Genomic DNA, 24,939 nt, shown 5'->3' on the forward strand with positions numbered 1-24,939 from the left:
GGTTCATAGGCCGTCTTTTTCCAGGTGGTCGAGGTTGACCGACTCGCCCGAGTGGGCGCCGAGCTTTTGGCGGATGTCCTCGAACATCCGGTCGTACTCGTCATGGGCGCGCATGATCAGGCTGTGGTTGGTCGGCAATCCGTGCCTGGCCGCGATGCGGGTTGCGACGGCGGCGAAGTTGAACGCGGTGTCGCGGTGCATCTCGAACTCTTCCTCGAAGCGCTTGCCAGCCACCTCGCCTTTCATGCGGAAGTGCAGCATAGGCCCTTCCTTCGGGTCCTGGCGCACCTCGTAATAGAGATCGACGGCATACCCCGGCTGGTCGCCCATAGGCGTGCTCGCGCGATGCAGATGCCCCGGTTCGAACATGATGGCGTCCCCTGCTGATAAGTCGCCTCCAGTCTAGCGCGACCCTGGCATGGCGAATTGCCCTGGGTCAGTGCAGGGAGGGGCTTTCGGCGCGCTCCTGGACCAGCACCCAGGGCGCTACCACCACCGCCCACAAGTGCGGATCGCGCGCCAGCAGGTCCTGGGCCCGCGTCTCTTCCACCTTGGCCAACTGCCCGGCGCCCAGCCATCCGGCGACCTTGGCCTGGTCATCCTCGGCCACGGCCAGCGCCACCTCCACCAGATCGAGATGCCCCTCCACCCAGAGCAGCGCGCCGCGGGCGAAAAAAGGCTGCAATTCCTGCCAGGTGATGGGCGCGGTCTCGCCGAGCAGCTTGGCATAGAGGGTGCTAGCGTGTTCCGTCATGGCTTGGTTCCCCATCGAAAAAAGGGCGTCATGATAACGTCGACGCCCTGCCCGGCAAGCACCGGGCGGCAATTGGCGCAGGGCCAGCTATGCTCGTTGGCACTGCCGCCCCAAAAAGGAGCAGCCATGACCTCCGGGTCACCGACAAACCTGATTCAACGCAAGGAGCACGCCTCAAATAGCAACGCCGTTTTTCTATACATTTGTTGTATTTAAGCGACACATGTCTCGTCATCCCTCAAGTGTCGGCTTTTCAAGCGATAAAGCCGCACTCTACACTGTTCCGGTACAGTTGCCGGGGGGTATGACCGGGGCGCTTCCTTCCCGGTTCTGCAGCTTTGGCCGCGAGAACTAAAACAAAACAAAGAGTGGAGCACTATGAATAAGGCTACTAAGCAGCTTTCCAGACTGTTCGCAGCGATGGCACTGGCGGGTGCCACCAGCTACTCCATGGCCGCCGACACCATCAAGATCGCCATGGCCGGTCCGGTTACCGGTGCCGTCGCCCAGTACGGCGAGATGCAGTTCATCGGCGCGAAAATGGCCATCGAACAGATCAACAAGGCTGGGGGGGTGAATGGGGCCCAGCTCGAAGGCGTGGTCTACGACGATGCCTGCGATCCGAAACAGGCCGTGGCCGTAGCCAACAAGATCGTCAATGACGAAGTGAAGTTCGTGATTGGCCACCTCTGCTCCAGCTCCACCCAGCCGGCGTCCGACATCTACGAGGACGAAGGCATCCTGATGATCACCCCGGCCTCCACCAGCCCGGACATCACCTCCCGCGGCTACAAGCTGATCTTCCGCACCATCGGCCTGGACAGCCTGCAGGGCCCGACCGCCGGCAAGTTCATTGCCGAGCACATCAAGCCGAAGACCGTCGCGGTCATCCATGACAAGCAGCAGTACGGCGAAGGCATCGCCACCGCGGTCAAGCAGACCGTCGAGGCCGCCGGCATCAAGGTCGCCCTGTTCGAAGGCATCAACGCCGGCGACAAGGACTTCTCCGCCCTGATCGCCAAGCTGAAGAAAGCCGGTGTCGACTTCGTCTACTACGGCGGCTACCACCCGGAATTGGGCCTGCTCCTGCGCCAGTCCAAGGAAAAAGGCCTGGACGTCCGCTTCATGGGTCCGGAAGGTGTCGGCAACAAGGAAATCTCCGCCATCGCCGGCCCGGCCTCCGAAGGCCTGCTGGTGACCCTGCCGAAGTCCTTCGACCAGGATCCGAAGAACCAGGCACTGGTCGAGGCCTTCAAGGCCAAGAACGAAGACCCGAGCGGTCCGTTCGTGTTCCCGGCCTACGCCGCCGTCCAGGTCATCGCCGACAGCATCAAGAAGTCCGGCAGCACCGACACCGACAAGGTCGCCGAAGCGCTGCGCTCCAACTCCTTCGAGACCCCGACCGGTACCCTGGCCTTCGACGAGAAGGGCGATCTGAAGGACTTCAGCTTCGTCGTCTACGAATGGCACCAGGACGGCACCAAGACCGAAGCCAAGTAAGCGTCCCGCGTGAAAACCCAAAGCCCACTGCTCCGTGCAGTGGGTTTTGTTTATCCGATGAGGTTCTCGCAAGACCGCGGAACAGACGCTTCGGCAACGGAACGGGTACGCAGCGCGTCATTTACCCATGGCGCCTTTCGCCCTGCTCCACCTTCGTCCCGGCCACGGTTCTTTGTAAGCGCCTCCAAGCATTCCGGGTATCCGCCGCGCCACAAGCGCCGCTTTACGTGATATCCGAGGAGTGAGGTAAATGCCTGAGCTCTATCACTACCTGCAACAGCTGGTGAACGGTCTGACCGTCGGCAGCACCTATGCCCTGATCGCCATCGGCTACACCATGGTCTACGGCATCATCGGCATGATCAACTTCGCCCACGGCGAGGTTTACATGATCGGCTCGTACGTAGCCTTCATCGCCATCGCCGGGCTCACCCTGCTCGGTCTCGACAACCTGCCCCTGCTGATGATCGCCGCCTTCGCGGCCAGCATCATCGTCGCCAGTGCGTACGGCTACAGCATCGAGCGCGTCGCCTATCGCCCGCTGCGCGGCAGCAACCGCTTGATCCCGCTGATCTCCGCGATCGGCATGTCGATCTTCCTGCAGAACGAAATCCTGCTGACCCAGGACTCCAAGGACAAGGCGATCCCCAACCTGATCCCGGGCAACCTGGTGATCGGCGAAAGCACCATGAACGGTGTGGTGATCTCCTACATGCAGATCCTCATCTTCGTCGTGACCTTCCTGGTGATGTACGCCCTGACCCTGTTCATCTCGCGCTCGCGTCTCGGCCGTGCCTGCCGGGCCTGCGCCGAAGACCTGAAGATGGCCAACCTGCTCGGCATCAACACCAACAACATCATCGCCCTGACCTTCGTCATCGGTGCCGCCCTGGCCGCCGTCGCGGCGGTATTGCTGGGCATGCAGTACGGCGTGATCAACCCGCATATCGGCTTCCTCGCCGGGATCAAGGCGTTCACCGCCGCGGTTCTCGGCGGCATCGGCAGCATTCCCGGCGCCATGCTCGGCGGCCTGGTGCTCGGCGTGGCCGAGGCCTTCGGTGCCGACGTCTTCGGCGATCAGTACAAGGATGTGGTGGCCTTCAGCCTGCTGGTCCTCGTGCTGCTGTTCCGCCCCACCGGCATCCTCGGCCGCCCGGAGGTGGAAAAGGTATGACTCGCAACCTCAAGACCGCCTTTTTCAGCGCCCTGCTGGTGCTGGCCGTTTCCTACCCGGTGCTCGGCCTCAAGCTGACCACCGTCGGCATCGGCCTGCAGGTGCAGGGCGCCAGCCCGGCAACGCTGTGGACCATCGCCAGCGCCGCCGTGCTGATGTTCTTCTGGCAATTGTTCCGCGACCGCATCGGCGCTGCCTGGGGCAGCCGTCCCCAAGCCGGCCTGATCCCGGCCAGCGCCAAGGACTTCCTGACCCTGCAATCGACTCAGCGCTGGGCCGTCCTCGCCCTGGTGCTGCTCGCCCTGGCCTGGCCGTTCTTCGGTTCGCGCGGCGCGGTGGATATCGCCACGCTGATTCTGATCTACGTGATGCTCGGCCTCGGCCTGAACATCGTCGTCGGTCTCGCCGGCCTGCTCGACCTCGGCTACGTCGGCTTCTATGCCGTCGGCGCCTACAGCTATGCCCTGCTCTCCCATTACTATGGGTTCGGCTTCTGGACCTGCCTGCCAATCGCCGGCCTGATGGCGGCCTTCTTCGGCTTCATCCTCGGCTTCCCGGTGCTGCGCCTGCGCGGCGACTACCTGGCGATCGTCACCCTCGGCTTCGGCGAGATCATCCGCATCCTGCTGCGCAACATGACCGAGCTGACCGGCGGCCCCAACGGCATCAGCAACATCGACAAGCCGACCCTGTTTGGCCTCGATTTCAACCGCCGCGCGGAAGAAGGCTTCCAAACCTTCCATGAGTTCTTCGGCATCGCCTACAACTCGACGCACAAGGTCATCTTCCTCTACCTGGTGGCCCTGCTGCTGGTGCTGATCACCCTGTTCGTGATCAACCGCCTGCTGCGCATGCCCATCGGCCGCGCCTGGGAAGCCCTGCGCGAAGACGAGATCGCCTGCCGCGCCCTCGGCCTCAACCCGACGGTGATCAAGCTCTCCGCCTTCACCCTCGGCGCCTGCTTCGCCGGTTTCGCCGGCAGCTTCTTCGCCGCGCGCCAGGGGCTGGTCACGCCCGAGTCCTTCACCTTCATCGAGTCGGCGATCATCCTCGCCATCGTGGTGCTGGGCGGGATGGGCTCGCAGCTCGGCGTCATACTCGCAGCCATCGTGATGATCCTGCTGCCGGAACTCGCCCGTGAATTCAACGAGTACCGCATGCTGATGTTCGGCGCCCTGATGGTGCTGATGATGATCTGGCGTCCGCAGGGCCTCCTGCCCATGCAGCGCCCCCACCTGGAGCTGCGCCAATGAGCCGACCGATTCTCGAAGTGAGCGGCCTCACCATGCGCTTCGGCGGCCTCCTGGCCGTGAACAACGTGGGGCTGACCGTCAAGGAAAAGCAGGTGGTCTCCATGATCGGCCCGAACGGCGCCGGCAAGACCACCGTATTCAACTGCCTGACCGGGTTCTACCAGCCGACCGCCGGCCGGATCGTCCTCGATGGCGAGGAAATCCAGGGACTGCCCGGCCACAAGATCGCCCACAAGGGTGTAGTGCGGACCTTTCAGAACGTCCGCCTGTTCAAGGAAATGACCGCGGTGGAGAACCTGCTGGTCGCCCAGCATCGCCACCTGAACACCAACTTCTTCGCCGGCCTGCTGAAGACCCCGGGCTTCCGCCGCAGCGAGCGCGAAGCCATGGAGTTCGCCCACCACTGGCTGGAGCGGGTCAACCTGCTGGAGTGCGCCAACCGTCCCGCCGGCACCCTCGCCTATGGCCAGCAACGCCGCCTGGAGATCGCCCGCTGCATGATGACGCGTCCGCGCATCCTCATGCTCGACGAGCCGGCCGCTGGTCTCAATCCGCGCGAAACCGAGGACCTCAAGGCCCTGATCGCCATGCTGCGTGACGACCACAACGTCACCGTGCTGCTGATCGAGCACGATATGAAGCTGGTCATGAGCATTTCCGACCACATCGTGGTGATCAACCAGGGCTGCCCCCTGGCCGACGGCACGCCGGACGAAATCCGCGGCAACCCGGACGTGATCAAAGCCTATCTGGGGGAGGCGTAATCCATGCTGTATTTCGACAAGGTTTCCACCTTCTACGGCAAGATCCAGGCGCTGCACGACGTCAGCGTGGAAATCCAGAAAGGCGAGATCGTCACCCTCATCGGTGCCAACGGCGCCGGCAAGTCAACCCTGCTGATGACCCTCTGCGGCTCGCCGCGCGCGGCCAGCGGCAGCATCCGCTTCGAGGGCGAGGAACTGGTCGGCCTGGAGTCGTCCGAGATCATGCGCAAGGACATCGCCGTGGTCCCGGAAGGCCGGCGCATCTTCGCCCGGCTGACGGTGGAGGAGAATCTGGCCATGGGCGGCTTCTTCACCAGCAAGGAGGACTATCAGGTCCAGTTGGACAAGGTCCTGCATCTGTTCCCGCGCCTGAAGGAGCGTTACAACCAGCGCGGCGGCACCATGTCCGGCGGCGAACAGCAGATGCTCGCCATCGGCCGGGCGCTGATGAGCAAGCCGCGCCTGTTGCTGCTCGACGAGCCGTCCCTGGGCCTGGCGCCGATCATCATCCAGCAGATCTTCGACATCATCGAACAACTGCGTGAGGACGGGGTGACCGTCTTCCTGGTCGAGCAGAACGCCAACCAGGCGCTGAAGCTGGCCGACCGCGGCTACGTGCTGGAGAACGGCCGGATCGTCATGCAGGGCAGCGGCGAAGCCCTACTCAACGATCCCAAGGTGCGCGACGCCTACCTGGGCGGCTGAACGCGCGCAATATGAAAACGGCCCTTCGGGGCCGTTTTTCATGGCGGTGTGCGTGACGCGGAGTGTCACAGGCGGCATTCCCACGCGGAGCATGGGGACGATCTTCGCCCTCTTCACCCAGACATTCGCCGCTGCTGCTTGCGCAGCAGATACAACCCATCCCAGACGATCAGTCCCAGGGCCAGCCAAATCGGCACGTAAGTCCAAAGCTGCGTCGATGCGAAAGGCTCCCCCAGCAAGCCGACCGAAACCGCGAACAACAGCGCCGGCTCGACATAGCTGAGAATCCCGAACAACCCCAGCGGCAGGCGCCGGCTGGCCGCCATCAGCGTGCCGAATGCCAATGCGCTGAACAGGCCCAGCCCCGGCAGCATCCAGTAGAAACGCGGCGCCTCGGCGAACAGCGTGAGAACGCCGGAATCCCGGACCAGCCAGACGGCCAGCGGCACCATCAGCAACACTTCCAGCAGGAAACCGTTGAGCGCTTCCAGGCGCATCCAGCGGCGCAGCATGTAGTAAGGCGGATAGCCGACGGCGACCAGCAAGGTCACCCAGGAGAAGGCGCCGGTCAGCCAGAGCTCGTGGAGAACGCCGAGCAGCGCGCAGGCCACCGCAAGCCACTGCAGCGGGCGCAGACGCTCGCCATAGAACAGGCGGCCGACCAGCACCATGGTCAGTGGCAGCAGGAAATAACCGAGCGTGACGTCCAGCAGATGCCCGGACAGCGGCGCCCAGACGAACAGCCCCCACTGCACGCCGATCAGCAGCGACGCCAGCGGCAATGCCGCGAGCAGCAAGGGCTCCCGACGCAAACGCGCGAAGGCGCTGGCCAGCGTGTGCCACTGGCGCATCAGCAGCACCAGCAACAGCACCGCCGGAACAGACCAGAACACGCGCTGGGCGAATACCTGAGCGCCATCCAGCGGCGCCAACGCACGGAAATAGCTCGGCATCAGGGCGAACAGCAACGATGCGACCAGCGACAACAGCACGCCCTGCATGGACACGTTCATCCCCACTCCCCATAGCCAGTCCGTTCGCGACGGCAGCGACCTTAGAACCTGTTTACGCTCTCGCGAGCTAGAGCCATGCAAGGCCTCGGCGGCTCCACGAAAACAGGCCGGGCCGCGTAGGCGAGGACGCGCTGGGATCGCATTCGACTTTACGAGCTGTAAATGAGCAGTCCGACCGGGCTGGCGATCCAGCGGTTGTTAACGCAGCAGGGCCGACGCGCAGCAGATCGTAAACAGGTTCTTAGCCTTTCGCGAGCTTTCAGAAGTGCTGAGACGGCATTGCATGCACCAGAGTCGTGCATGGAACAGAGCCACGTCCGGAGCCAGGGACACGGCCACAAAAAAGGCCAGCCGGAGAGCCGGCTGGCCATGGTCGCGCCCAGGAGCAAGGGCGCTGGGGGAGCGGGTGAAACGGTCGGTCAGGCCACCTGGGCCAGTTGTGCCTGGGCCTGTGCCAGGCCTTTCTCCATGAATTCGGCGCCCATGTTCAGGCCTTCGGCATGGATGAAGGTGACGTCATGGATACCGACGAAACCCAGCGCCTGGCGCAGGTAGGGCTCCTGCTGGTCCAGGTTGCCGCCGGCGTAGATGCCGCCGCGGGCGGTCAGGACGAAGGCACGCTTGCCGCTGAGCAGGCCCTGCGGACCGGTCTCGGTGTACTTGAAGGTCACACCGGCACGCAGCACGTGGTCGAGCCAGGATTTCAGGGTGCTCGGAATACCGAAGTTGTACATGGGCGCAGCCAGTACCAGTACGTCCGCGGCCAGCAATTCCTCGGTCAGCAGGTTGGAACGGGCCAAGGCTGCCTGCTCGGCCTCGCTCTGCTGGTCGGCCGGCTTCATCCAGCCGCCCAGCAGGTCGGCATCCAAATGCGGAACGGGCTGCGCGGCGAGGTCGCGGACCACGACGTCATCGCTCGGATGAGCCTGCTTCCAGCGAGCGATGAACTGCTCGGTGAGTTGGCGAGAGACGGAACCTTGTTGGCGGGCGCTGCTTTCGATTACCAGTACACGGGACATTGGGATCACCTCAATCGGGGTTGTCGTTCGTCGATGAGGTGAGATTAGGGTGACACAGATCGATAAAAAAGCGAAAAAAACCGCTAGAACCTATCGATCAAGTTGATTTATCGAAAACGACTCACTAGCCTTGGTCGAGTGCAAACACAGGTCGCCCCGGGGCGAACGCTCACTCGAGGCCGCAAGTCAGCTGGATACGCAGCTTGATGATGCTGCGGGTGAACTTGGCGGTGAGGTTGAGCGTCTGTCCCGGCTCGAGCACCGCCTTGCGGGTGCGCGGCTTTTCCGGACCGTTGCGGAAAACGGCGGTACAGCGCGCCGTGCTTTGTCCCAGGTTGGAAAGCGTGATGGCCCCCAAGTCGTGATCGATATCCTGGGTGGTATAGGACACCTCGGCGCCGTTGAGCTGTTTTTCCACTTCGATCGGGTAGGCCGCGAAAACCGCCAACGGCAGCAGGGCGATCAGCGCACAGCAGATTCTTTTCATGGTCGGTCTCCAACGAGGGACCGCCAGCTTAGACAAGAGGAGTCCGGGATGAAAGCGCCCCGCGTGACCCTGGATCAATGGCGGACGCTGCAGGCCGTCGTCGATCACGGCGGCTTCGCCCAGGCCGCCGAGGCTCTGCATCGCTCGCAGTCGTCGGTCAGCTACACGGTAGCCCGCATGCAGGAACAGCTCGGTGTGCCGCTGCTGCGCATCGACGGTCGCAAGGCGGTGCTTACCGAGGCCGGCGAAGTGCTGCTGCGGCGCTCACGGCAACTGGTGAAACAGGCCAGCCAACTGGAAGACCTGGCGCACCAGATGGAACAGGGCTGGGAAGCCGAAGTCCGCCTGGTGGTGGATGCAGCCTACCCCACTGCCCGCCTCGTCCGCGCCCTGACCGCATTCATGCCGCAAAGCCGCGGCTGCCGCGTACGCTTGCGCGAAGAAGTGCTGTCCGGCGTCGAAGAGGTATTGCGCGAAGGCACCGCCGACCTCGCCATCACCGCCCTGAACATCACCGGCCACCTGGGCAGCGAACTGAACCCCGTGGAATTCATCGCCGTCGCCCACCCCGATCATCCGTTACACCGGCTCGGCCGCACCCTCAGTTTCCAGGATCTGGAGACCCAGATGCAGGTGGTCACCCGCGATTCCGGCCGCCTGCAGCCACGCGACGCCGGCTGGCTCGGCGCCGAACAGCGTTGGACGGTGGGCAGCCTGGCCACCTCGGCCACCTTCGTCAGCAGCGGCCTGGGCTTCGCCTGGCTGCCGCGCCACCTGATCGAACGCGAGCTGAAGGACGGCCTGCTCAAGCCCCTGCCGTTGGAGCAGGGGGGCACTCGCAACCCGCTGTTCCTGCTCTACTCCAACCAGACCAAACCACTGGGACCGGCTACGCAGATCCTCATCGAACTGATCAAGACCTTCGACGCCGCCCCCCTGGACGCCCCCTTCGGCGCGCCGCAATCCCCGGCCTGAGGAACCCATGTCCTACTTCGAGCATCAAGGCTGCCAGCTCTACTACGAAGACCACGGCCAGGGCGCCCCGCTGGTTTTGGTGCACGGCCTCGGTTCCAGCGCGCGCGACTGGGAATACCAGCTCCCCGCCCTGATCGGCCGCTACCGGGTCCTGGCCATGGACATGCGCGGCCACGGCCGCTCCGGCAAGCCGCGCGAACGCTACAGCGTCTCCGGATTCGCCACCGACGTGGCGGCGTTGATCGAACACCTGGGGCTTGGCCCGGTGCACCTGGTCGGCATCTCCATGGGCGGAATGATCGGCTTCCAGCTGGGCGTCGACCGCCCCGAGCTGCTGAAAAGCCTGACCATCGTCAATAGCGGCCCGGAACTGAAGCCGCGTAGCCCAAGCGATTTCGTGAACCTGGCCAAGCGCTGGCTGTTCTCCCGGCTGTTCAGCATGGAGACCATCGGCAAAGGGCTCGGCCGCCTGCTCTTCCCCAAGCCGGAACAGGCCGAACTGCGCGAGAAAGTCGAGCAGCGCTGGATGCTCAACGACAAGCGCGCCTATCTGGCCAGCCTCGACGCCCTCATCGGCTGGGGCGTGCGGGAACGACTCGCCGCCATTGCCTGTCCTACGCTGGTTGTCACCGCCGACCGCGACTACACCCCGGTATCGGTCAAGGAAAGCTACGTCCGGGAATTGCCCGACGCACGCCTGGTCGTGATCGAGGAGTCCCGCCACGGCACCCCGTTGGACCAGCCGGAACGTTTCAACGCCACCCTGCTCGACTTCCTCGACGAGGTCGAACGACAACACCCCAAGGACCCTGAGAAATGCTGAAGAAACTTGTCCTCGCCGCCTGCTCCCTGCTGTTCGCCGCCAACCTGCTGGCTGCGGAAAAACCGCACGTGCTGCTGACCACCAGCGTCGGCGAGATCGAAATCGAACTCGAAGCCGAGAAGGCGCCGGTCAGCGTGAAGAACTTCCTCGCCTATGTGGACAGCGGCTTCTACAACGGCACCATTTTCCACCGCGTGATTCCCGGCTTCATGATCCAGGGCGGTGGCTTCGATGCCGACATGCAACAGAAGGACACCCAGGCGCCGATCAAGAACGAGGCCGACAATGGCCTGCACAACGTGCGCGGCACCCTGGCCATGGCACGTACCCAGGCGGTGAATTCCGCCACCAGTCAGTTCTTCATCAACCACCAGGACAACGCCTTCCTCGACCACGGCTCGCGCGACTTCGGCTACGCCGTGTTCGGCAAGGTGGTGCGTGGCATGGAAGTGGTCGACCAGATCGCCCAGGTACCCACCGGCAACCGCGGCATGTTCCAGAACGTCCCGCGCCAGCCGGTCGTGATTCTCTCCGCCAAACGCCTCTGAGACCTGTTTACGATCTCGCGAGCTAAAGCCATGCAAGGCCTCGGCAGCAGGGCTGACGCGCAGCAGATCGTGAACAGGTTCTGACAACGGCCCGCACAAGCGGGCAATAGGCCGGGCGCACTCGACCGCGCCCGTGCCCGGAAGGGGCGGAACACCCAGACAGGAGCGCCCTTTCCGGGCGACAGCACTCATGTTCTTCCGTCGTTTCGAACACCTCATCGATATCTTCCAACCCGGCCCCGAGGGCGCGCCGCCCAGCCGGGTGACCGCGTTCTACCTGCACTACCTCCGCCAGGTCTGGCCGACCTTCGCCGTACTGCTGGTGGTCGGGTTGATCGTCGCCCTGATCGAGGTGGCGCTGTTCAGCTTCCTCGGCCAAATCGTCGATTGGGCGCAAAGCACGCCGAGCGAGCAGTTCTTCGAGCGCCATGGCCACGCCCTGCTCGGCATGGCGCTGGTGGCACTGGTGCTGCGCCCGCTGTTCAACGCCCTGCACGATCTTTTGGTGCACCAGAGCATCAACCCGAGCCTGGCCAATCTGGTCCGCTGGCAGAATCACCGCTACGTGCTCAAGCAGAGCCTCGGCTTTTTCCAGAACGACTTCGCCGGCCGTATCGCCCAGCGCATCATGCAGACCGGCAATGCCCTGCGCGACTCTGCCGTGCAGGCGGTGGACGCCCTCTGGCACGTGCTGATCTACGCCATCAGCGCCCTGGTGCTGTTCGCCGACGCGGACTGGCGACTGGTGGTACCGCTGGCCCTGTGGATTATCGGCTACATCGCCGCTCTCGCCTGGTTCGTCCCGCGGGTGAAGCAGCGCTCGACGGTAGCCTCGGATGCCCGCTCCAAGCTGATGGGACGGATCGTCGACGGCTATACCAACATCACCACACTCAAGCTGTTCGCCCATACCCGCTTCGAGGAAGGCTACGCCCGTGACGCCATCGAAGAGCACGCGGACAAGATGCGCCTGAGCAACCGCATGGTCACTGGTATGGACGTCACCATCACGCTGATGAACGGGGTGCTGATCGCCGGCACCACGGGCCTCGCCCTCTGGCTCTGGACCCAGGGCACCCTCAGCGTCGGTGCCATTGCCCTGGCCACCGGCCTGGTGATCCGCATCAACAACATGTCCGGCTGGATCATGTGGGTGATCAGCGGCATCTTCGAGAACATCGGCCAGGTCCAGGACGGCATGCAGACCATCGCCCAACCGCGCCTGGTGACCGACCGCGAGCAGGCACCGGCGCTGCGCGTCGAACGCGGCGAGGTGCGCTTCGAGAACATCCACTTCCATTACGGCAAGGGCAGCGGCGTGATCGCCGGCCTCGACCTGCATGTCGCGCCGGGAGAGAAGATCGGCCTGGTCGGGCCGTCCGGCGCCGGCAAATCGACCCTGGTCAACCTGCTGCTACGCCTTTACGACCTGGAGGGCGGACGCATCCTCATCGACGGCCAGGACATCGCCGGCGTGGCCCAGGAAAGCCTGCGCGAGCAGATCGGCATGGTCACCCAGGACACCTCCCTGCTGCACCGCTCGATCCGCGACAACCTGCTCTACGGTAAGCCGGGCGCGAGCGATGCGGAACTCCGGGAGGCGGTGCGCAAGGCCCGCGCTGACAGTTTCATCCCGCAGTTGGCCGATGCCCAGGGCCGCCACGGTTTCGATGCGCATGTCGGCGAGCGCGGCGTGAAGCTCTCCGGCGGCCAGCGCCAGCGCATCGCCATTGCCCGCGTGCTGCTCAAGGACGCGCCGATCCTGATCCTCGACGAAGCCACTTCAGCGCTCGATTCGGAGGTGGAAGCGGCCATCCAGGAAAGCCTGGAGGCGTTGATGCAAGGCAAGACGGTGATCGCCATCGCCCACCGCCTCTCCACCATCGCCCGCATGGACCGTCTGGTGGTGCTGGACCAAGGCCGGATCGTTGAAACCGGCAGCCACGCCGAGCTGGTGGCGCGCGGCGGTCTGTATGCACGTCTGTGGCAGCACCAGACCGGTGGGTTCGTCGGGGTGGATTGAGGCATGCGCCGAGCGAGCGATTTCGCCTTGTAGGAGCGAGCTCTGCTCGCGATTGGGGCCGTACAAGAGCCTCGCCAGCAGAGCTGGCTCCTACATTGTCCGACTCCGCTGGACGAATGAATTCGCACCTACGAGTGGGCTGCTGTAGGGGCGAATTCATTCGCCCGCCGTTTACCACCTACGCCTGCCGATAGGGCAGCAACTCACGGGCCTGTTCCGCGTATTGGATGATGCCCAACCGTTCCTGCTCGAGGAAGTCCGCCACGGCCGCGCGCAGCCCGGGATGAACCAGGTAATGCCAGGAGCGGGTGATCACCGGCTCGAAGCCGCGGATCAGCTTGTGCTCGCCCTGTGCGCCAGCGTCGAAGCGCTGTAGCCCCTGGCCGATGGCGTATTCCAGTCCTTGGTAGAAGCAGGTCTCGAAATGCAGCCGGTCGAACTCGGCCAGGCAACCCCAGTAGCGACCGTACAGGCTGTCATCGCCGAGCAGGCTGAAGGCCATGGCCACCGGTCGCGCATGTTGGAGCGCCAACACCACGCGGATCGCTTCCGGCATGCGCTCGGCCAGCAGGCTGAAGAAACTCCGGGTCAGGTACGGCGCCTGGCCGCGCACGTGGTAGGTGTTGGCGTAGCAGGCATAGACAAAGTCCCATTCGGCTTCGCTCAGCGTATGCCCCTCGCGCCAGTCGAAGTCGATGCCCTGTCCCGCTACCTGCTCGCGCTCCTTGCGCAGCTGCTTGCGCTTGCGCGAGGCCAAGGCGTCGAGGAAGTCCTGGAAGTCGCGGTAGCCACGGTTCTTCCAGTGGAACTGGCAGCCCAGCCGCTCCAGCCAGCCGTCACGACCGCGTAGCAGGTCATCCGCCGTCGCGTCGGTGAAGTTCACATGCAGGCCGGACAGCCCCTGCTCTTTCAGCCCCGCACACAACGTGTCGAGCAGTTCGGCGACAGCCTCGCCACGACCAAGTAAACGCGCACCGACCACCGGGCTGAACGGCACCGCACAGAGCAACTTGGGGTAATACGGAATGCCCGCACGCTGGCAGGCGTCGGCCCAGCCCCAGTCGAACACGTACTCACCGTAGGAATGGTTTTTCACGTAGAGCGGCAAGGCTGCCAGCGGACGTCCGGCGTCATCGGTGAGCAGCCGGTGTGCGGGACGCCAGCCGCTACGGCCACCGACGCTACCGCTATCTTCGAGGGCGGACAGGAAAGCGTGGTGCAGGAAAGGCTGGTCATCGGGCAGCAATGCGTCCCAGGCGGATGGGTCCAGGTCGGAAATTCGGTGCAGGGTCATGATCGGCATGGGCGCAGTCTGGCCTGTGCCGCAGACGAAAAAAAGCCCCGCAGAAGCGCGGGGCTGGAAAGTAGGAGCAACGTTCTTGCTTTGAATCTAAGGTTTTTTAGAACACGTACTGGGCGCGGACTACGAAGCCATCGCCGCTGTCGTCGCCGTTGGCGTTTTCCTGGTTGTCCACCTTGGCCTTGACGTAGGCGCCGCTGAGCTTGACCGCCTCGTTGACGTACCAGTTCACGCCGACGTTATGCACCTTGCCTTCGACGTCCTTGGAGCCATCGATGCCCACGGTATCGTCTTCCACGCTGATGTTGTCGTAGCGGTAGAACACTTCCCAGGCGCCGGTCTGCTTGTTCTCGGGCTTGATGCTGTCGAACTTGCCGAGCTTGTAGCCGCGAGCCTCGCCGGTCAGGGTGTAGGCGACCTGGGCGTAGTAACCCTTGGCTTCGATGTCTTCGAAGGCGTCGTCGTCGGCTTCCAGGTCACGCTTGATGTATTCGCCCTGGATCGAGAACGGGCCCATGGCCCAGGCGGCTTCCAGGCCCCAGGCGCTGTCGTCGTCGTAGGAGCCGGCCGGCAGGTTGTTGGCGCCGCCGAGCAGCAGGCGGTTACCGTTGGTGCCGGCGTCGTTGCCGCCGGAAGTGCTCACGCCACGCATGCCCAGGCGGCTGCGGATGCGGCCGTCGAAGGCGGTATCGGAGAGGTCGCGCTGGGCGTAGTTGACGCCGAGGTGCAGGACGTTGCCGGCTTCGTGCATCGGGGCGAACACACCGCGCACGTTGAACTGCTTGACGCTTTCGCCGTCGACGTCGTTCTGGTCCTTGGCGCTCAGGCTGACCGAACCGTACAGCGAATCGCCCGCGGTACCCAGGGCCTGGATGCCCATGCCGTTCTGGTGGGAGTTGGTCCAGTCGACCAGATCGTAGGCGGCGTTACGCTCCTGGGCGGTCACCCACTTGGAGCTGGTGGCCTTCTCCAGACCGAACTCCGGGTCGAAACGGCCAACCTTGATGGACAGCGGCTTGAAGCCGTTGTAGGCGATGGACGCCTCGTCGAAGTAGCCGTCTTCCGAGCTGCCGGCGTTGTGGGAGAAATCGTAGTTGATGACGTAGGCCCAGTCGGTGAAGGCAACGCCGGAGATTTCCAGGAAGGCGCGGCGGAAGTAGGCGGCATCGGCGCGCTCACCGTTGACGGTGTAGAACTCGTCGAAGGTGCTGTAGTCGGCCTGCAGGCGGCCGCCGATCTTGAAACCGAACTGCTTGTCGGTGGTTGCGACTTCCAGGCCGCCTTTGGTCTTGATAACGATGTCGGCGCCGTCGGTGGTGACGGTACCGGCGAAAGCCTGGGCGGAAACGGCCAGGGCCAGGGCGCTGGCGGCGAAACCGGCGAAGTGCTTACGGATCATCGAAGAATTCCCCTTATGGTCTTTTGCGTTGGAAACACACAGGCGACGAGGTCGTGGGTGTTGGTGGGGAATCTTGGCGAGGGGTTATTTCAGCTCAGTTGCTCCTAGATAAAGATTTGATGACAGCGGAACTTTTTTAGTCCAGTCGTCTATAAGGCGAAAGGCCAGCCTCCGCCTGGAGCGGAGCTGTGACGGAGTCATTCCGCCGGATGAAACCGCGCGGCCAACCAGTGATCCACGCTGGCCCAACGCCCGGCGCCAGTGAAGAACAGGCTCAACAGCATGATGAAATAGGTAGCGGCGAACTCGATGCCGTTATTGAGCACCACGAAGCGGCCGCTCGCCGTCAGCCAATCGTAGTTGCCATGCTCCTTGAGGATCGCCCGGGCCCTGTCCAATTTCTCCGCCGCCGCCATCACCCGCTCGTTGGCGAAGGGCGCCGAGGGATCGGCGATGGCCTGCCAGCCGAATTCCCAATGCACGCTGAACATCGCCACCAGCATGGTCACCATCAGCGGTACGCTGATCCAACGCACCGCCAGGCCAAACAGCAGCAGCACGGCGCCACCCGTTTCGGTCAAGGCGGCCAGCCAGGCCAACAGCGTGGGGAACGGCAGGCCGAGGCCCCAGTCCGGGTTGCCGAACCAGGCGATGGTCGCGTCCATGTCCGCCAGCTTGTGGGTGCCGGCCATCCAGAAGATCGGCACCAGATACAGGCGCAGCAGCAACGGCCCGAGGAAATCCAGGCGGCGGGTCGCGTCCAGGGCATCCTGGGCACGGTTGAGAAAGATCAGCATGGCAAACTCCCGGAGCCGATGAAGAAGATGTCCTGGCGGCGCCAGGCTTCCAACAGCTCGTCGGCGTGTTGGTAAAAGGCGGCGGCGGGAGCGATCCCGCTCTCCTCCGCCAGGTGTTTCAGCGCAGCCTCGGGTGCCTCGCCCGCGCGCAGCCGAAGGGCCAATCGGTAGGCGAAAGGGCTGAGTTGCATGAAGCGCACGCAATCCTGGCCATCGCGCCAGGCCAGCAGGCAGGTCGGCTGTTCCGGTGGCGCCTCCGGCCGGTAGTCCAGGCCGATGCGCTGCACCGGCCAGACGTAGGCCAGCGGCCAGGCCAACGGCGACCAGCCGACGCTCGGCAACTCGACCGGCGATAGCTCCAACGCCAGCTCCACCCATTCGTAATGGGCCAGTTCGAGCAGGAACGGCGGGTCATCGGCGTGCGTGCGATGGCCGTCGGCCAACCAGCCGACGAACTCCTCGCCAATGGTCGGGAAGTACGGCGTGGTGCAGCGATGCCCGGCGAGGAAGTCCCTGACCAGACGGTGCCAGCCCGCCTCGTCGAACAGCTGTCGCGACACGGGAAAGCCGCTGGAGAGAAAGCCCTCGATCGTGTTGAAGAACAACTGCTCGTAGATCGCCATCCGCCCGGCGGGAACGCCGTCCGGCAGAGGATGAACGTCGGGCTGGCGAATCCGCGCGGCGAAGTCGCGTTGCGCCTGGAGGCCGGTCATGTGCCGTACCCCTGCTGTGCCTCCGCCCTCGCCTGCAAGCGACGGATACCCTCCACTTCGGTATACAGCTCGCTCAACGGCGGGAAGTTGAAGTCCCGCTCCAGCAGGGTCGGCCTCACCCCATGCAGTGCGTAGGTCTGAGCCAACAGGGACCAGACAGGATCGCCCACCGCTGCGCCATGGGTGTCGATCTTCAGCCCAGGCGCTTCGTCGTAGTGCCCGGCCACATGGAGATAGGCAATTCGCTCGCTCGGCATGGCGGCCAGATAGGCAGACGGATCGAAACCGAAGTTGACGCTGTTGACGTAGACGTTGTTGACGTCCAGCAGCAGTTGGCAATCGGCAGCCTCCAGCACGGCGCGGACGAAGCCGGGCTCATCCAGCTCGCCAGGCAGCCGCGCGTAGGCCGAAACGTTCTCGATGATCAGCGGACGCTGTAGAACGTCCTGAACGATTCGCACCCGTTCGGCGACGCGACGCACCGTCGCCTCGTCGAACGGCAGCGGCATCAGGTCATAGAGCATGCCCTCGTCGGCACAGGCCGACAGGTGTTCGCTGTAGGCGCGGATGCCGTGCGTATCGAGGAAAGCCTTGATCGCCTTCAACAGCTCCCGGTCCAAGGGGGCGAAGCCCCCCAGGTTCAGCGACAGGCCATGGCAGACGAAGGGCAACCGTTCGGTCAGCGCGCACAACTGGCGACCGAGACGACCGCCGACGCCGATCCAGTTCTCCGGCGCGATTTCGAGGAAATCGACCTGTCCGACCGCACTCTCTCCGAGCCCGGCGAGCAGGCCTCGACGCAGGCCGAGCCCGGCGCCGCTGACGAACGACCTGTCCATGATTCGTCCTTCCTCAGCCTTGCTTGTCGGCACCGCACTTGCCTTCGCCGCACTTACCCTCCGCGGCGGTCTTCTCCCCTTTCGTGGCTTCGGTATCGCCCTGGGTCGACTTCATCTCGCCGCCGCATTTGCCTTCCCCGCAGGCGCCCTCATGGTCTTTCTCATGGGCTGCCAGGCTGTAGCCGCTGGATAGCTCCTGGGCAGAGAACGGATTCTGCGCGGCCTGGGCGGACCAGGTGACGGAAGTCAGCAGAGCGGCACCCAGGGTGGCGGCAACGGTATTCAGGTGTTTCATGCGGTGTTCCTTCTCATTGGCGGAGCCGGAATGGCTCTCTCGGCACAATGGACGGAGCAGGCGAAGCGGCGTTACAGCGGGGTGGGAATTTTTCTGGTGAGGCGGGAAGAAGCGGGCGAATGAACTCGCCCCTACACATCAGAGATCATGCACTACGAAACGAGATCATCCCGCCGCTGCTTGGCAAGGCGGGCGGACAAGGCGTCCAGCTCGGGAATCGGCGTATCCGGCAGGCGCCGCAGCACGGCCTGGCTCAGGCGCATCTGTCGGATGAAGCGGCGGCAATGGCGGCACATGGCGAGGTGGGTCCTCACGGCCAGCCGCTCGCGGAAACTCAACTGGCCATCGAGGAAATCGCTCGAGTGGGCGACCAGCTCCTTACAACTCAACATTGGCCGGTCTCCTCGAAATGTTCCAGGGTGGCGAAAACCTTCAGGCGGGCACGGTGCAACAACACACGGACATTGGAGAGCGAAATGTCCAAAAGATTACAGATCTCCTCCAACTCCAGTCCCTGCCGCTCCCGCAACACCAGCACACTCCCTTGCAGCTCGGAAAGGCTGGCGATGGTCTTTTCCAGGCACTCCCGCAATTCGCTCTCGTTCAGCAGCGCTTCGGGGGAGTCCTCGTGCCAGGCGGAAGGCGGCGTCAGCCAGTGGCCGTCACTGGCGAAACGTTCGCCACCAACGGTGCCGTGGGGCGCCGGCAGGTCGTCCAGCAGCACTTCGCGGCGGACGTGGCGGAGCCGGCTCTTGGCAGTGTTGGCAGTAATAGTCAGCAGCCAGGTCTTCAGGCTGGCGCGGCCCTGGAAGCCGTTCAGGCTGCGCACCACCGCGAGCCAGGCGTCCTGCACCACTTCGTCGGCATGCCGGCTGCCGACGATGGCGTAGGCCACGGCGCGCATGGCGCCCTGATAGGCGCCGATCAGCTCGCGAAAGGCCCGGTCGTCGCCCGCCAGCAAACGCGGCAGCAGATCGTCGTCGGCGGGCGACATGGACAGACTCAACGCTTGCGCAGAATCACGCTGCCGATGGAGTAGCCGGCACCGAACGAACTCAGCACACCCAATGAGCCCTTGGGCAGGTCGTCCTGGTTCTTGTGGAAGGCAATCACCGAACCGGCCGAACTGGTGTTGGCGTAGGTATCCAGGATCACCGGCGCCTCGTGCGGCTCGGCATCGCGACCGAGAAGCTTCTTGATGATCAGCAGGTTCATGTTGAGGTTGGCCTGATGCAGCCAGAAACGCTTCACGTCCGACACCTGCAGGTCGTTCTCCTCCAGGTGCTTGCCGATCAGTTCGGCCACCATCGGGCAAACGTCGCGGAACACCTTGCGGCCTTCCTGGACGAACAGCTTGTCCGGCTTGCCGATGCCTTCTTCGCCGGCGCGGTTGAGGAAGCCGAAATTGTTACGGATGTTATTGGAGAACTGGGTCAGCAGCTTGGTGCTGAGGATGTCCCACTGGTAGTCGGAGGTCGCCAGGTCGGCGCGCTCGACGATCACCGCGGTGGCGGCATCGCCGAAGATGAAGTGGCTGTCGCGGTCGCGGAAGTTCAGGTGGCCGGTGCAGATTTCCGGGTTGACCATCAGGATGGCGCGGGCCTGGCCGAGCTGGACGGCGTTGGTCGCCGCCTGCAGGCCGAAGGTGGCAGAGGAGCAGGCGACGTTCATGTCGTAGCCGAAGCCCTGGATGCCGAGCGCGGCCTGCACTTCGATGGCCACCGCCGGGTAGGCGCGCTGCAGGTTGGAACAGGCGACGATCACCCCGTCGATGTCGGCGGCGGTACGGCCGGCGCGCTCCAGGGCCTGTTTCGCGGCGGCGACGGACATTTCGCAGAGGATGCCCCACTCCTCGTTCGGACGCTCGGGAATGCGCGGCACCATGCGCTGCGGATCGAGGATGCCGTCCTTGTTCACCACGAAGCGGCTCTTGATCCCCGACGCCTTCTCGATGAAGGCCACGCTGGACTCGGCCAGCGGTTCGATCTCGCCCCGCTCGATGGCGGCGGCGTTGTCGGCATTGAACTGGTGCACATAGGCATTGAAGGATGCCACCAGTTCTTCGTTGGAAATGCTATGGGGCGGGGTGTACAGACCGGTGCCGCTGATCACTGCGTTGTGCACGGTGCTTCCTCTCGTTCGTGGCCACTCTGGGGCAGCCTGGGTTAGGCATTGGCACTGCCAAGTCAGCGCCGGAAATCGAAAGTCGTCTGCGGGTCGCGACGGGCGAACCAGAAAGCTGTCGCCTCGGACAGGCCTGCTTTATTCAGATACACAAGGGTAACGCCAGGTCACGCAACGTGCACTGGAAACCTGCCGGGAAAATGCGGGATCAGGCCACCTCTTGCGCCTATTCATCCAGGCCAGGCAGTCATGCGGGAAAGCGACCGGGCGAGCAGCGACAGCGGATACTCGTTCAGCGACCAACGACCGGTCAAGAGCGAGGCGCCCGGAGGCATGAGAACGGGGGAGAAAGGCCGAGCGGCGTGGCTCGGCCTTGATGGACAGAGGAATCGGTCAGCGGCGCGGCGCCGTCATTCCGGCTGCATGGCGAGACCGACGCCAATGCGGTTCCAGGCATTGATCGTGGCGATGGCGAAAGTCAGTTCGGCCAGCTCGCGCTCGCTGAACTGCTCGGCCACTTCGGCGTAAATGGCATCCGGCGCATGACGCTCGGCCAACAGGGTCAGTGTCTCGGTCCAGAGCAGGGCCGCCCGCTCCCGCGCCGTGAAGAAGGGCGTCTCCTGCCAAGTCGGCAAGGACAGCAGGCGGCGTACCGTTTCGCCGGCCTTCAACGCATCGGCGCTGTGCATGTCTACGCAGTAGGCGCAGCCGTTGAGCTGGGAAGCACGGACCTTCACCAACTCGCGTAAGGACGGCTCCAGCAGCGATTCGGCGAGGACCTTCTCCAGTCCGAGCAGGGCGGTAAAGATATTCGGCGCGATCTCTCTGTAGCGGATACGGGGTGTGCTCATCGGTAGGCTCCCAAAGCGGGCTGCGACCCAGCGTCGCAACCTGATGGGGGCACTGTATTGACCAAGAAGGTGGCAATAAACTATCCATCCAAGCAAAGCCTGTACGAAAAACCGGACAATCATGGCCTTCGACCGTATCGATGCGATGCGCGCCTTCTGCCGCATCGTCGAACTGAGCAGTTTCACCCGTGCCGCCGATGCCCTCGGTATTCCCAAGACCACGATCTCTGGCCAGGTACAGGCGCTGGAAACGCAACTGGGGGTAAAGCTGCTGCATCGAACCACCCGCCGGGTTTCCCCAACCACCGACGGCACCGCCTATTACGAACGCGCCCGTGCCCTGCTCGACGACATCGACGAACTGGAAGCCACGGTCTCGCGCAGCCGCAGCGTCGCTCGCGGCCGGGTGCGGGTGGAAATGCCTTCGCCGGTGGGACGCCTCCTGATCATCCCCGCCCTCCCCGACTTCGTCGCCCGCTATCCCGATATCCAGCTCGATATCGGCTGCAGCGAACGTATCGTCGACCTGGTGCAGGAAGGCGTCGACTGCGCGATCCGTGGCGGTCCGATCGACGACCCCGACTTGGTCTGCCGCCCCCTCGGCCAGATGCGCTTCACTCTCTGCGCCGCGCCCGCGTACCTCGACCGAGCCCCGCCATTGGTATCGCCCGACGATCTGCAGCGGCATCGCTTTCTGGCGTTCGTCTTCCCCGCGACCGGGCGCCAGTACCGGGTGGTGTTGCACAGGGACGGGCAGACGCACGAGATCGACCAGACGCCCGCCATGCGCTTCAACAGCGGCGGCGCCTATATCGCTGCCGCCGAAGCCGGGCTCGGACTGGTCGCGGTACCAACCGCCGAAGCCCGACCCCAGCTCGATACGGGCCGGCTCGTTCGCGTGCTGCCGGACTGGACACCGGCCAGCATGCCGATGAGCCTGGTCTACCCCTACTCCCGTCACCTCTCGGCCCGCGTGCGTGCCTTCGCCGATTGGGCGAGCACAGTGTTGCAGAACGATCCGCTGTGGACACCGGATAGATGACCGGAGGGATGAGTCCGTCTCGTCCCGCCGGCCGTCGTTTCAACGGTTCAATTGCACGCCGCGTTCGGCGTGTTGGCGACCACGGTGCTGAAGTGATAGCTGTAGTCGCCGTTCAGCGCCTGGGTACCTGATGCGCCGGCGTGCTCGCCGATGATCCAGGTTTCCGACTTGGGCAACCCGGCATCGGCATAGGCGGCGATGTCGGTGGTGGCGTTGCCGTAGGCACGGACGATGTTCAACCCTACGTCCTGGCGCAGGTACTTGATGTAGTTGGTCTTGTGCGCCTGGGTATCCGGCGGGATCGGCCCATCGCCGTATGGATTCGAACGGTAATGCCAGCGCGGCAGGTTCTGATGGTCGAACCATTCGCGGGCATCGCGGGTGACCCAGTACGGCCGGGCGGTCAGGAACACCAGTTGGTAGCCCTTATCCCGGTACGCCCGTACCGTTTCCGGGGCGTAGTAATAGGCTTGCGCGGTCTTCAGGCCGACATAGTCGGCATAGGCCTCGAAATCGTTGATCGTCAGGGTGCCGTCGATATCGAACAGCACGGCCGGGCGATTCGGATCGACCACACTGAGATAACCGTCGACCTGGCTGAGGTCGCCTTCCACCACGAAGCGCAGCCGGTATTCGCCCACTCGGCGGGTACCGGTGGCGACATTGATCTTGCCGTCGCTGTCGGTGGTATAGCGGCCCAGATACTCCCAGGCGCTCATGCCGGTGCCGTAGAGATAGGCATGCACGTATTCGCCTTCGAGGTCCTTGTGCAACACGGCGTCGTAGTCGAACTTGGCGGTGACTGTCGCCGCCTGGCCGCTGCGGACCATCTGGTCGTGCACCATGTGCCAGGGCGAGTAGAGGCCGGCCAGTACGGTGTTGCCGAAGTTGCGGAAGCTCTTCTTCGCCGGCTTGGTGAATGCGGGCGGGTTGGCGGGGCTGGTGAAATCCGGGCATTGGGCGACGGCCGAAGCACTGCCCGTCAACAGAGCAAGGAGCGCGAGGGTACGCATCGAGGGTTCCTTCTGATTGTCGTTATTGTCCAGACGCCGGAGCGGCGCAGACTCGACTGTAAGCAACCCGGATTAATCTTGCATGACCGAAACAAGAAGACCAGTCACGGTGCAAACACTTTTATGGTGTAGCGAGCCGCTTTAGCCCGCGGTTCAAGACGTTCCGGCCGATTTCAGGCCTCCCGGGAGCCGGATCGCATGACTTTTCGGATTTGTGAACGACCTCGGGTTTTCGCGGGCAGAGGCAGGCACTTGCTGCGGACCGGAGGCTCCAGTAGCTTCGATCCCTCTCCTGCCCCGGAAGAAGCACCATGGCACTTCACCTCTGGCTCCTGTACCTCACCGCCGTGATCGGCCTGTCGCTGACGCCCGGCCCCAATGGGCTGCTCGCGCTGTCCCACGGCGCGCTCTACGGGCACCGCCGGGCGCTGTTCACCGTGACGGGCGGCCTGCTCGGTTTCGTCGTGCTGATGGCCTTGTCGATGTTCGGCATCGGCGCCCTTTTGCAGGCATCCGCCAACGCGCTGACTCTCCTCAAGTGGATCGGCGGCGCCTACCTGGTCTGGCTCGGCATCCAGCTCTGGCGCTCTCCGCCGCTGCGCCTGACCAACCTCGACGACGCAACGGCCAGGCCGGGCGCGCAACTGTTCCGCCAGGGCCTGTTCTCCGCCCTGTCCAACCCCAAAGTGATCCTGTTCTTCGGTGCCTTCCTGCCGCAGTTCCTCGACCCGCAGCGGCCTCTGTGGCTGCAGTTCGCGGTGATGGCGCTGACCTTCGCCCTGGTGGAAGGCATTGTCGAATACATCCTCGCCCGCCTCGCTCACCGCATCCGCCCCTGGCTGGAGCGCAGCGGCAAGGGCTTCAACCGTGTCTGCGGCGGCTTGTTCGCCGCCATGGGCGCGGCGCTGCCGACGGTGAGATGACGGTCCGCAGCGCCAAACGACTTCTTATAGGGGTGAATTCATTCGCCCCCGCAACCGCCTAGCGAGGAACATCCTCGAACAGTAAGTACCAGAACAGCGCGATCTCGCGGGTCTGCGGCGACAGGCCGCGATACAAGAAGCGGTCGATGCCCTCCAGACGGAAGCCATAGCGCTGGTAGAACAGGCAGGCCGCGACGTTGTTGGACTGGGTTTCCAGGGTGACGCCAGCCAACCCCTGGCGTCTGGCCCAGGCCACGGCGGCATCCATCAGCACACGCGCCACGCCATGACGGCGCATGGTGCGCTCCACGGCAAGGTCTTCGACCAGGGCGAAGCCGTTCCAGTGGCAACTGATCGCCAGGTACCCGGCCCACTCACCCTCGACGACCGCCGCCAGCAATGCCTTGTCCGGCGCATCCAGGTAATCGCGATAGTCTTCCAGGTCGCTCTGGTAGTCCTTGCTATAGGGTTCCAGCGGAGCCAGGCGGTGACTGACATCCGTGTCGAACGCCGGCAGGAATTCACGTTCGACGAGAAAGCCGAAATCGCCCTGCTGCGCCCAGGCGAACAACGATTCGTCGGCGGGTCGGAGTTCAACCATGGAC

Annotated in this window: 28 protein-coding genes; 11 read left to right on the forward strand and 17 right to left on the reverse strand. The window is 64.1% G+C overall.

Going from position 1 to position 24,939, the window contains the following annotated elements; translation table 11 throughout:
• Positions 1–3 precede the first annotated feature (3 nt).
• Together BZL41_RS10755 and BZL41_RS10760 are read right to left on the reverse strand one after the other, a co-directional pair.
• The gene (locus tag BZL41_RS10755) at positions 4–369 is read right to left on the reverse strand and encodes a DUF5064 family protein (RefSeq protein ID WP_095599288.1); all 366 of its coding nucleotides are present in this window, start codon (positions 367–369) and stop codon (positions 4–6) included.
• Positions 370–436: 67 nt separating this feature from the next.
• The gene (locus BZL41_RS10760) at positions 437–754 is read right to left on the reverse strand and encodes a DUF2288 domain-containing protein (RefSeq protein ID WP_095599289.1); all 318 of its coding nucleotides are present in this window, start codon (positions 752–754) and stop codon (positions 437–439) included.
• A 378-nt stretch (positions 755–1,132) separates the two neighbouring features.
• Between BZL41_RS10760 and BZL41_RS10765 the strand changes: the two genes are divergently transcribed.
• The 5 genes from BZL41_RS10765 (at position 1,133) to BZL41_RS10785 (ending at position 6,150) form a co-directional block, all read left to right on the forward strand.
• Positions 1,133–2,254 (forward strand): branched-chain amino acid ABC transporter substrate-binding protein, encoded by a 1,122-nt coding sequence (locus BZL41_RS10765; RefSeq protein WP_095599290.1) that lies wholly within the window; start codon positions 1,133–1,135, stop codon positions 2,252–2,254.
• A 250-nt stretch (positions 2,255–2,504) separates the two neighbouring features.
• Positions 2,505–3,428 carry a high-affinity branched-chain amino acid ABC transporter permease LivH gene (gene livH / locus BZL41_RS10770; RefSeq protein WP_084334203.1) on the forward strand — a complete coding sequence of 308 codons (924 nt, stop codon included), beginning with the start codon at positions 2,505–2,507 and terminating at the stop codon, positions 3,426–3,428.
• A complete protein-coding gene (locus BZL41_RS10775) occupies positions 3,425–4,681 on the forward strand; it encodes a high-affinity branched-chain amino acid ABC transporter permease LivM (protein WP_095599291.1) in 1,257 nt (418 codons plus the stop codon). The genes livH and BZL41_RS10775 overlap by 4 nt, the downstream gene beginning before the upstream one ends.
• Positions 4,678–5,445 (forward strand): high-affinity branched-chain amino acid ABC transporter ATP-binding protein LivG, encoded by a 768-nt coding sequence (livG, locus tag BZL41_RS10780; RefSeq protein WP_095599292.1) that lies wholly within the window; start codon positions 4,678–4,680, stop codon positions 5,443–5,445. The genes BZL41_RS10775 and livG overlap by 4 nt, the downstream gene beginning before the upstream one ends.
• Before the next feature lie 3 nt (positions 5,446–5,448).
• Entirely contained in the window at positions 5,449–6,150 is a 702-nt protein-coding gene (locus BZL41_RS10785; protein ID WP_084334209.1) for an ABC transporter ATP-binding protein, read from the forward strand.
• Between the two features lie 113 nt (positions 6,151–6,263).
• Here the strand turns inward: BZL41_RS10785 and rarD are convergent, their stop codons facing one another.
• The 3 genes from rarD to BZL41_RS10800 all read right to left on the reverse strand — a co-directional run bounded on the left by rarD (position 6,264) and on the right by BZL41_RS10800 (position 8,669).
• Complete coding sequence (gene rarD / locus BZL41_RS10790; RefSeq protein ID WP_095599293.1) at positions 6,264–7,163, reverse strand: EamA family transporter RarD; 900 nt, start codon at positions 7,161–7,163, stop codon at positions 6,264–6,266.
• A 419-nt stretch (positions 7,164–7,582) separates the two neighbouring features.
• Positions 7,583–8,182: an FMN-dependent NADH-azoreductase gene (locus BZL41_RS10795; RefSeq protein WP_095599294.1), complete on the reverse strand. Its 600-nt coding sequence runs from the start codon at positions 8,180–8,182 to the stop codon at positions 7,583–7,585.
• A 169-nt stretch (positions 8,183–8,351) separates the two neighbouring features.
• Positions 8,352–8,669: a 3-phosphoglycerate kinase gene (locus BZL41_RS10800; RefSeq protein ID WP_095599295.1), complete on the reverse strand. Its 318-nt coding sequence runs from the start codon at positions 8,667–8,669 to the stop codon at positions 8,352–8,354.
• A 48-nt stretch (positions 8,670–8,717) separates the two neighbouring features.
• On the opposite strand from BZL41_RS10800, the gene BZL41_RS10805 reads away from it, so the two are divergent.
• The 4 genes from BZL41_RS10805 to BZL41_RS10820 all read left to right on the forward strand — a co-directional run bounded on the left by BZL41_RS10805 (position 8,718) and on the right by BZL41_RS10820 (position 13,038).
• On the forward strand, positions 8,718–9,644 hold the full coding sequence (locus BZL41_RS10805; protein WP_095599296.1) for a LysR family transcriptional regulator: 927 nt from the start codon (positions 8,718–8,720) through the stop codon (positions 9,642–9,644).
• A gap of 7 nt (positions 9,645–9,651) precedes the next feature.
• The gene (locus BZL41_RS10810) at positions 9,652–10,467 is read left to right on the forward strand and encodes an alpha/beta fold hydrolase (RefSeq protein WP_095599297.1); all 816 of its coding nucleotides are present in this window, start codon (positions 9,652–9,654) and stop codon (positions 10,465–10,467) included.
• Positions 10,461–11,015 carry a peptidylprolyl isomerase gene (locus tag BZL41_RS10815; protein ID WP_095599298.1) on the forward strand — a complete coding sequence of 185 codons (555 nt, stop codon included), beginning with the start codon at positions 10,461–10,463 and terminating at the stop codon, positions 11,013–11,015. The genes BZL41_RS10810 and BZL41_RS10815 overlap by 7 nt, the downstream gene beginning before the upstream one ends.
• 190 nt (positions 11,016–11,205) lie before the next feature.
• Positions 11,206–13,038 (forward strand): ABC transporter ATP-binding protein, encoded by a 1,833-nt coding sequence (locus BZL41_RS10820; RefSeq protein WP_095599299.1) that lies wholly within the window; start codon positions 11,206–11,208, stop codon positions 13,036–13,038.
• Positions 13,039–13,216: 178 nt separating this feature from the next.
• On the opposite strand, the gene BZL41_RS10825 is transcribed toward BZL41_RS10820, so the two are convergent.
• From BZL41_RS10825 to BZL41_RS10870, 10 genes are all read right to left on the reverse strand, one after another.
• A complete protein-coding gene (locus tag BZL41_RS10825; protein ID WP_095599300.1) occupies positions 13,217–14,341 on the reverse strand; it encodes a GNAT family N-acetyltransferase in 1,125 nt (374 codons plus the stop codon).
• 97 nt (positions 14,342–14,438) lie between these two features.
• Positions 14,439–15,737 carry an OprO/OprP family phosphate-selective porin gene (locus BZL41_RS10830; RefSeq protein WP_095599301.1) on the reverse strand — a complete coding sequence of 433 codons (1,299 nt, stop codon included), beginning with the start codon at positions 15,735–15,737 and terminating at the stop codon, positions 14,439–14,441.
• Between the two features lie 197 nt (positions 15,738–15,934).
• The gene (locus BZL41_RS10835) at positions 15,935–16,534 is read right to left on the reverse strand and encodes a DoxX family protein (protein ID WP_095599302.1); all 600 of its coding nucleotides are present in this window, start codon (positions 16,532–16,534) and stop codon (positions 15,935–15,937) included.
• Entirely contained in the window at positions 16,528–17,247 is a 720-nt protein-coding gene (locus tag BZL41_RS10840; protein WP_095599303.1) for a DUF2063 domain-containing protein, read from the reverse strand. Before BZL41_RS10840 ends, BZL41_RS10835 begins: the two co-directional genes overlap by 7 nt.
• A complete protein-coding gene (locus BZL41_RS10845; RefSeq protein WP_095599304.1) occupies positions 17,244–18,086 on the reverse strand; it encodes a DUF692 domain-containing protein in 843 nt (280 codons plus the stop codon). The genes BZL41_RS10840 and BZL41_RS10845 overlap by 4 nt, the downstream gene beginning before the upstream one ends.
• Positions 18,087–18,099: 13 nt before the next feature.
• Entirely contained in the window at positions 18,100–18,381 is a 282-nt protein-coding gene (locus tag BZL41_RS10850; protein WP_095599305.1) for a hypothetical protein, read from the reverse strand.
• Positions 18,382–18,533: 152 nt separating this feature from the next.
• Complete coding sequence (locus BZL41_RS10855; protein ID WP_084334234.1) at positions 18,534–18,773, reverse strand: anti-sigma factor; 240 nt, start codon at positions 18,771–18,773, stop codon at positions 18,534–18,536.
• A complete protein-coding gene (locus tag BZL41_RS10860) occupies positions 18,767–19,375 on the reverse strand; it encodes an RNA polymerase sigma factor (protein ID WP_095599306.1) in 609 nt (202 codons plus the stop codon). Before BZL41_RS10860 ends, BZL41_RS10855 begins: the two co-directional genes overlap by 7 nt.
• Positions 19,376–19,383: 8 nt before the next feature.
• Positions 19,384–20,505, reverse strand: a complete 1,122-nt coding sequence (locus tag BZL41_RS10865; protein ID WP_095599307.1) for a beta-ketoacyl-ACP synthase III — start codon at positions 20,503–20,505, stop codon at positions 19,384–19,386.
• A gap of 410 nt (positions 20,506–20,915) precedes the next feature.
• Positions 20,916–21,356, reverse strand: coding sequence for a carboxymuconolactone decarboxylase family protein (locus tag BZL41_RS10870; protein ID WP_095599308.1), 441 nt, complete (start codon positions 21,354–21,356; stop codon positions 20,916–20,918).
• 121 nt (positions 21,357–21,477) lie between these two features.
• On the opposite strand from BZL41_RS10870, the gene BZL41_RS10875 reads away from it, so the two are divergent.
• Positions 21,478–22,398, forward strand: coding sequence for a LysR family transcriptional regulator (locus BZL41_RS10875; protein WP_095599309.1), 921 nt, complete (start codon positions 21,478–21,480; stop codon positions 22,396–22,398).
• A gap of 47 nt (positions 22,399–22,445) precedes the next feature.
• Here the strand turns inward: BZL41_RS10875 and BZL41_RS10880 are convergent, their stop codons facing one another.
• On the reverse strand, positions 22,446–23,411 hold the full coding sequence (locus BZL41_RS10880) for a lipin/Ned1/Smp2 family protein (RefSeq protein WP_095599310.1): 966 nt from the start codon (positions 23,409–23,411) through the stop codon (positions 22,446–22,448).
• A 311-nt stretch (positions 23,412–23,722) separates the two neighbouring features.
• Between BZL41_RS10880 and BZL41_RS10885 the strand changes: the two genes are divergently transcribed.
• Positions 23,723–24,334 carry a LysE family translocator gene (locus tag BZL41_RS10885; protein WP_095599311.1) on the forward strand — a complete coding sequence of 204 codons (612 nt, stop codon included), beginning with the start codon at positions 23,723–23,725 and terminating at the stop codon, positions 24,332–24,334.
• Positions 24,335–24,392: 58 nt separating this feature from the next.
• Here the strand turns inward: BZL41_RS10885 and BZL41_RS10890 are convergent, their stop codons facing one another.
• Positions 24,393–24,935, reverse strand: coding sequence for a GNAT family N-acetyltransferase (locus BZL41_RS10890; protein ID WP_095599312.1), 543 nt, complete (start codon positions 24,933–24,935; stop codon positions 24,393–24,395).
• Positions 24,936–24,939 lie beyond the last annotated feature (4 nt).

The sequence above is a fragment of the Pseudomonas sp. PIC25 genome (genome assembly GCF_002286785.1).
GTDB lineage: Bacteria > Pseudomonadota > Gammaproteobacteria > Pseudomonadales > Pseudomonadaceae > Pseudomonas_M.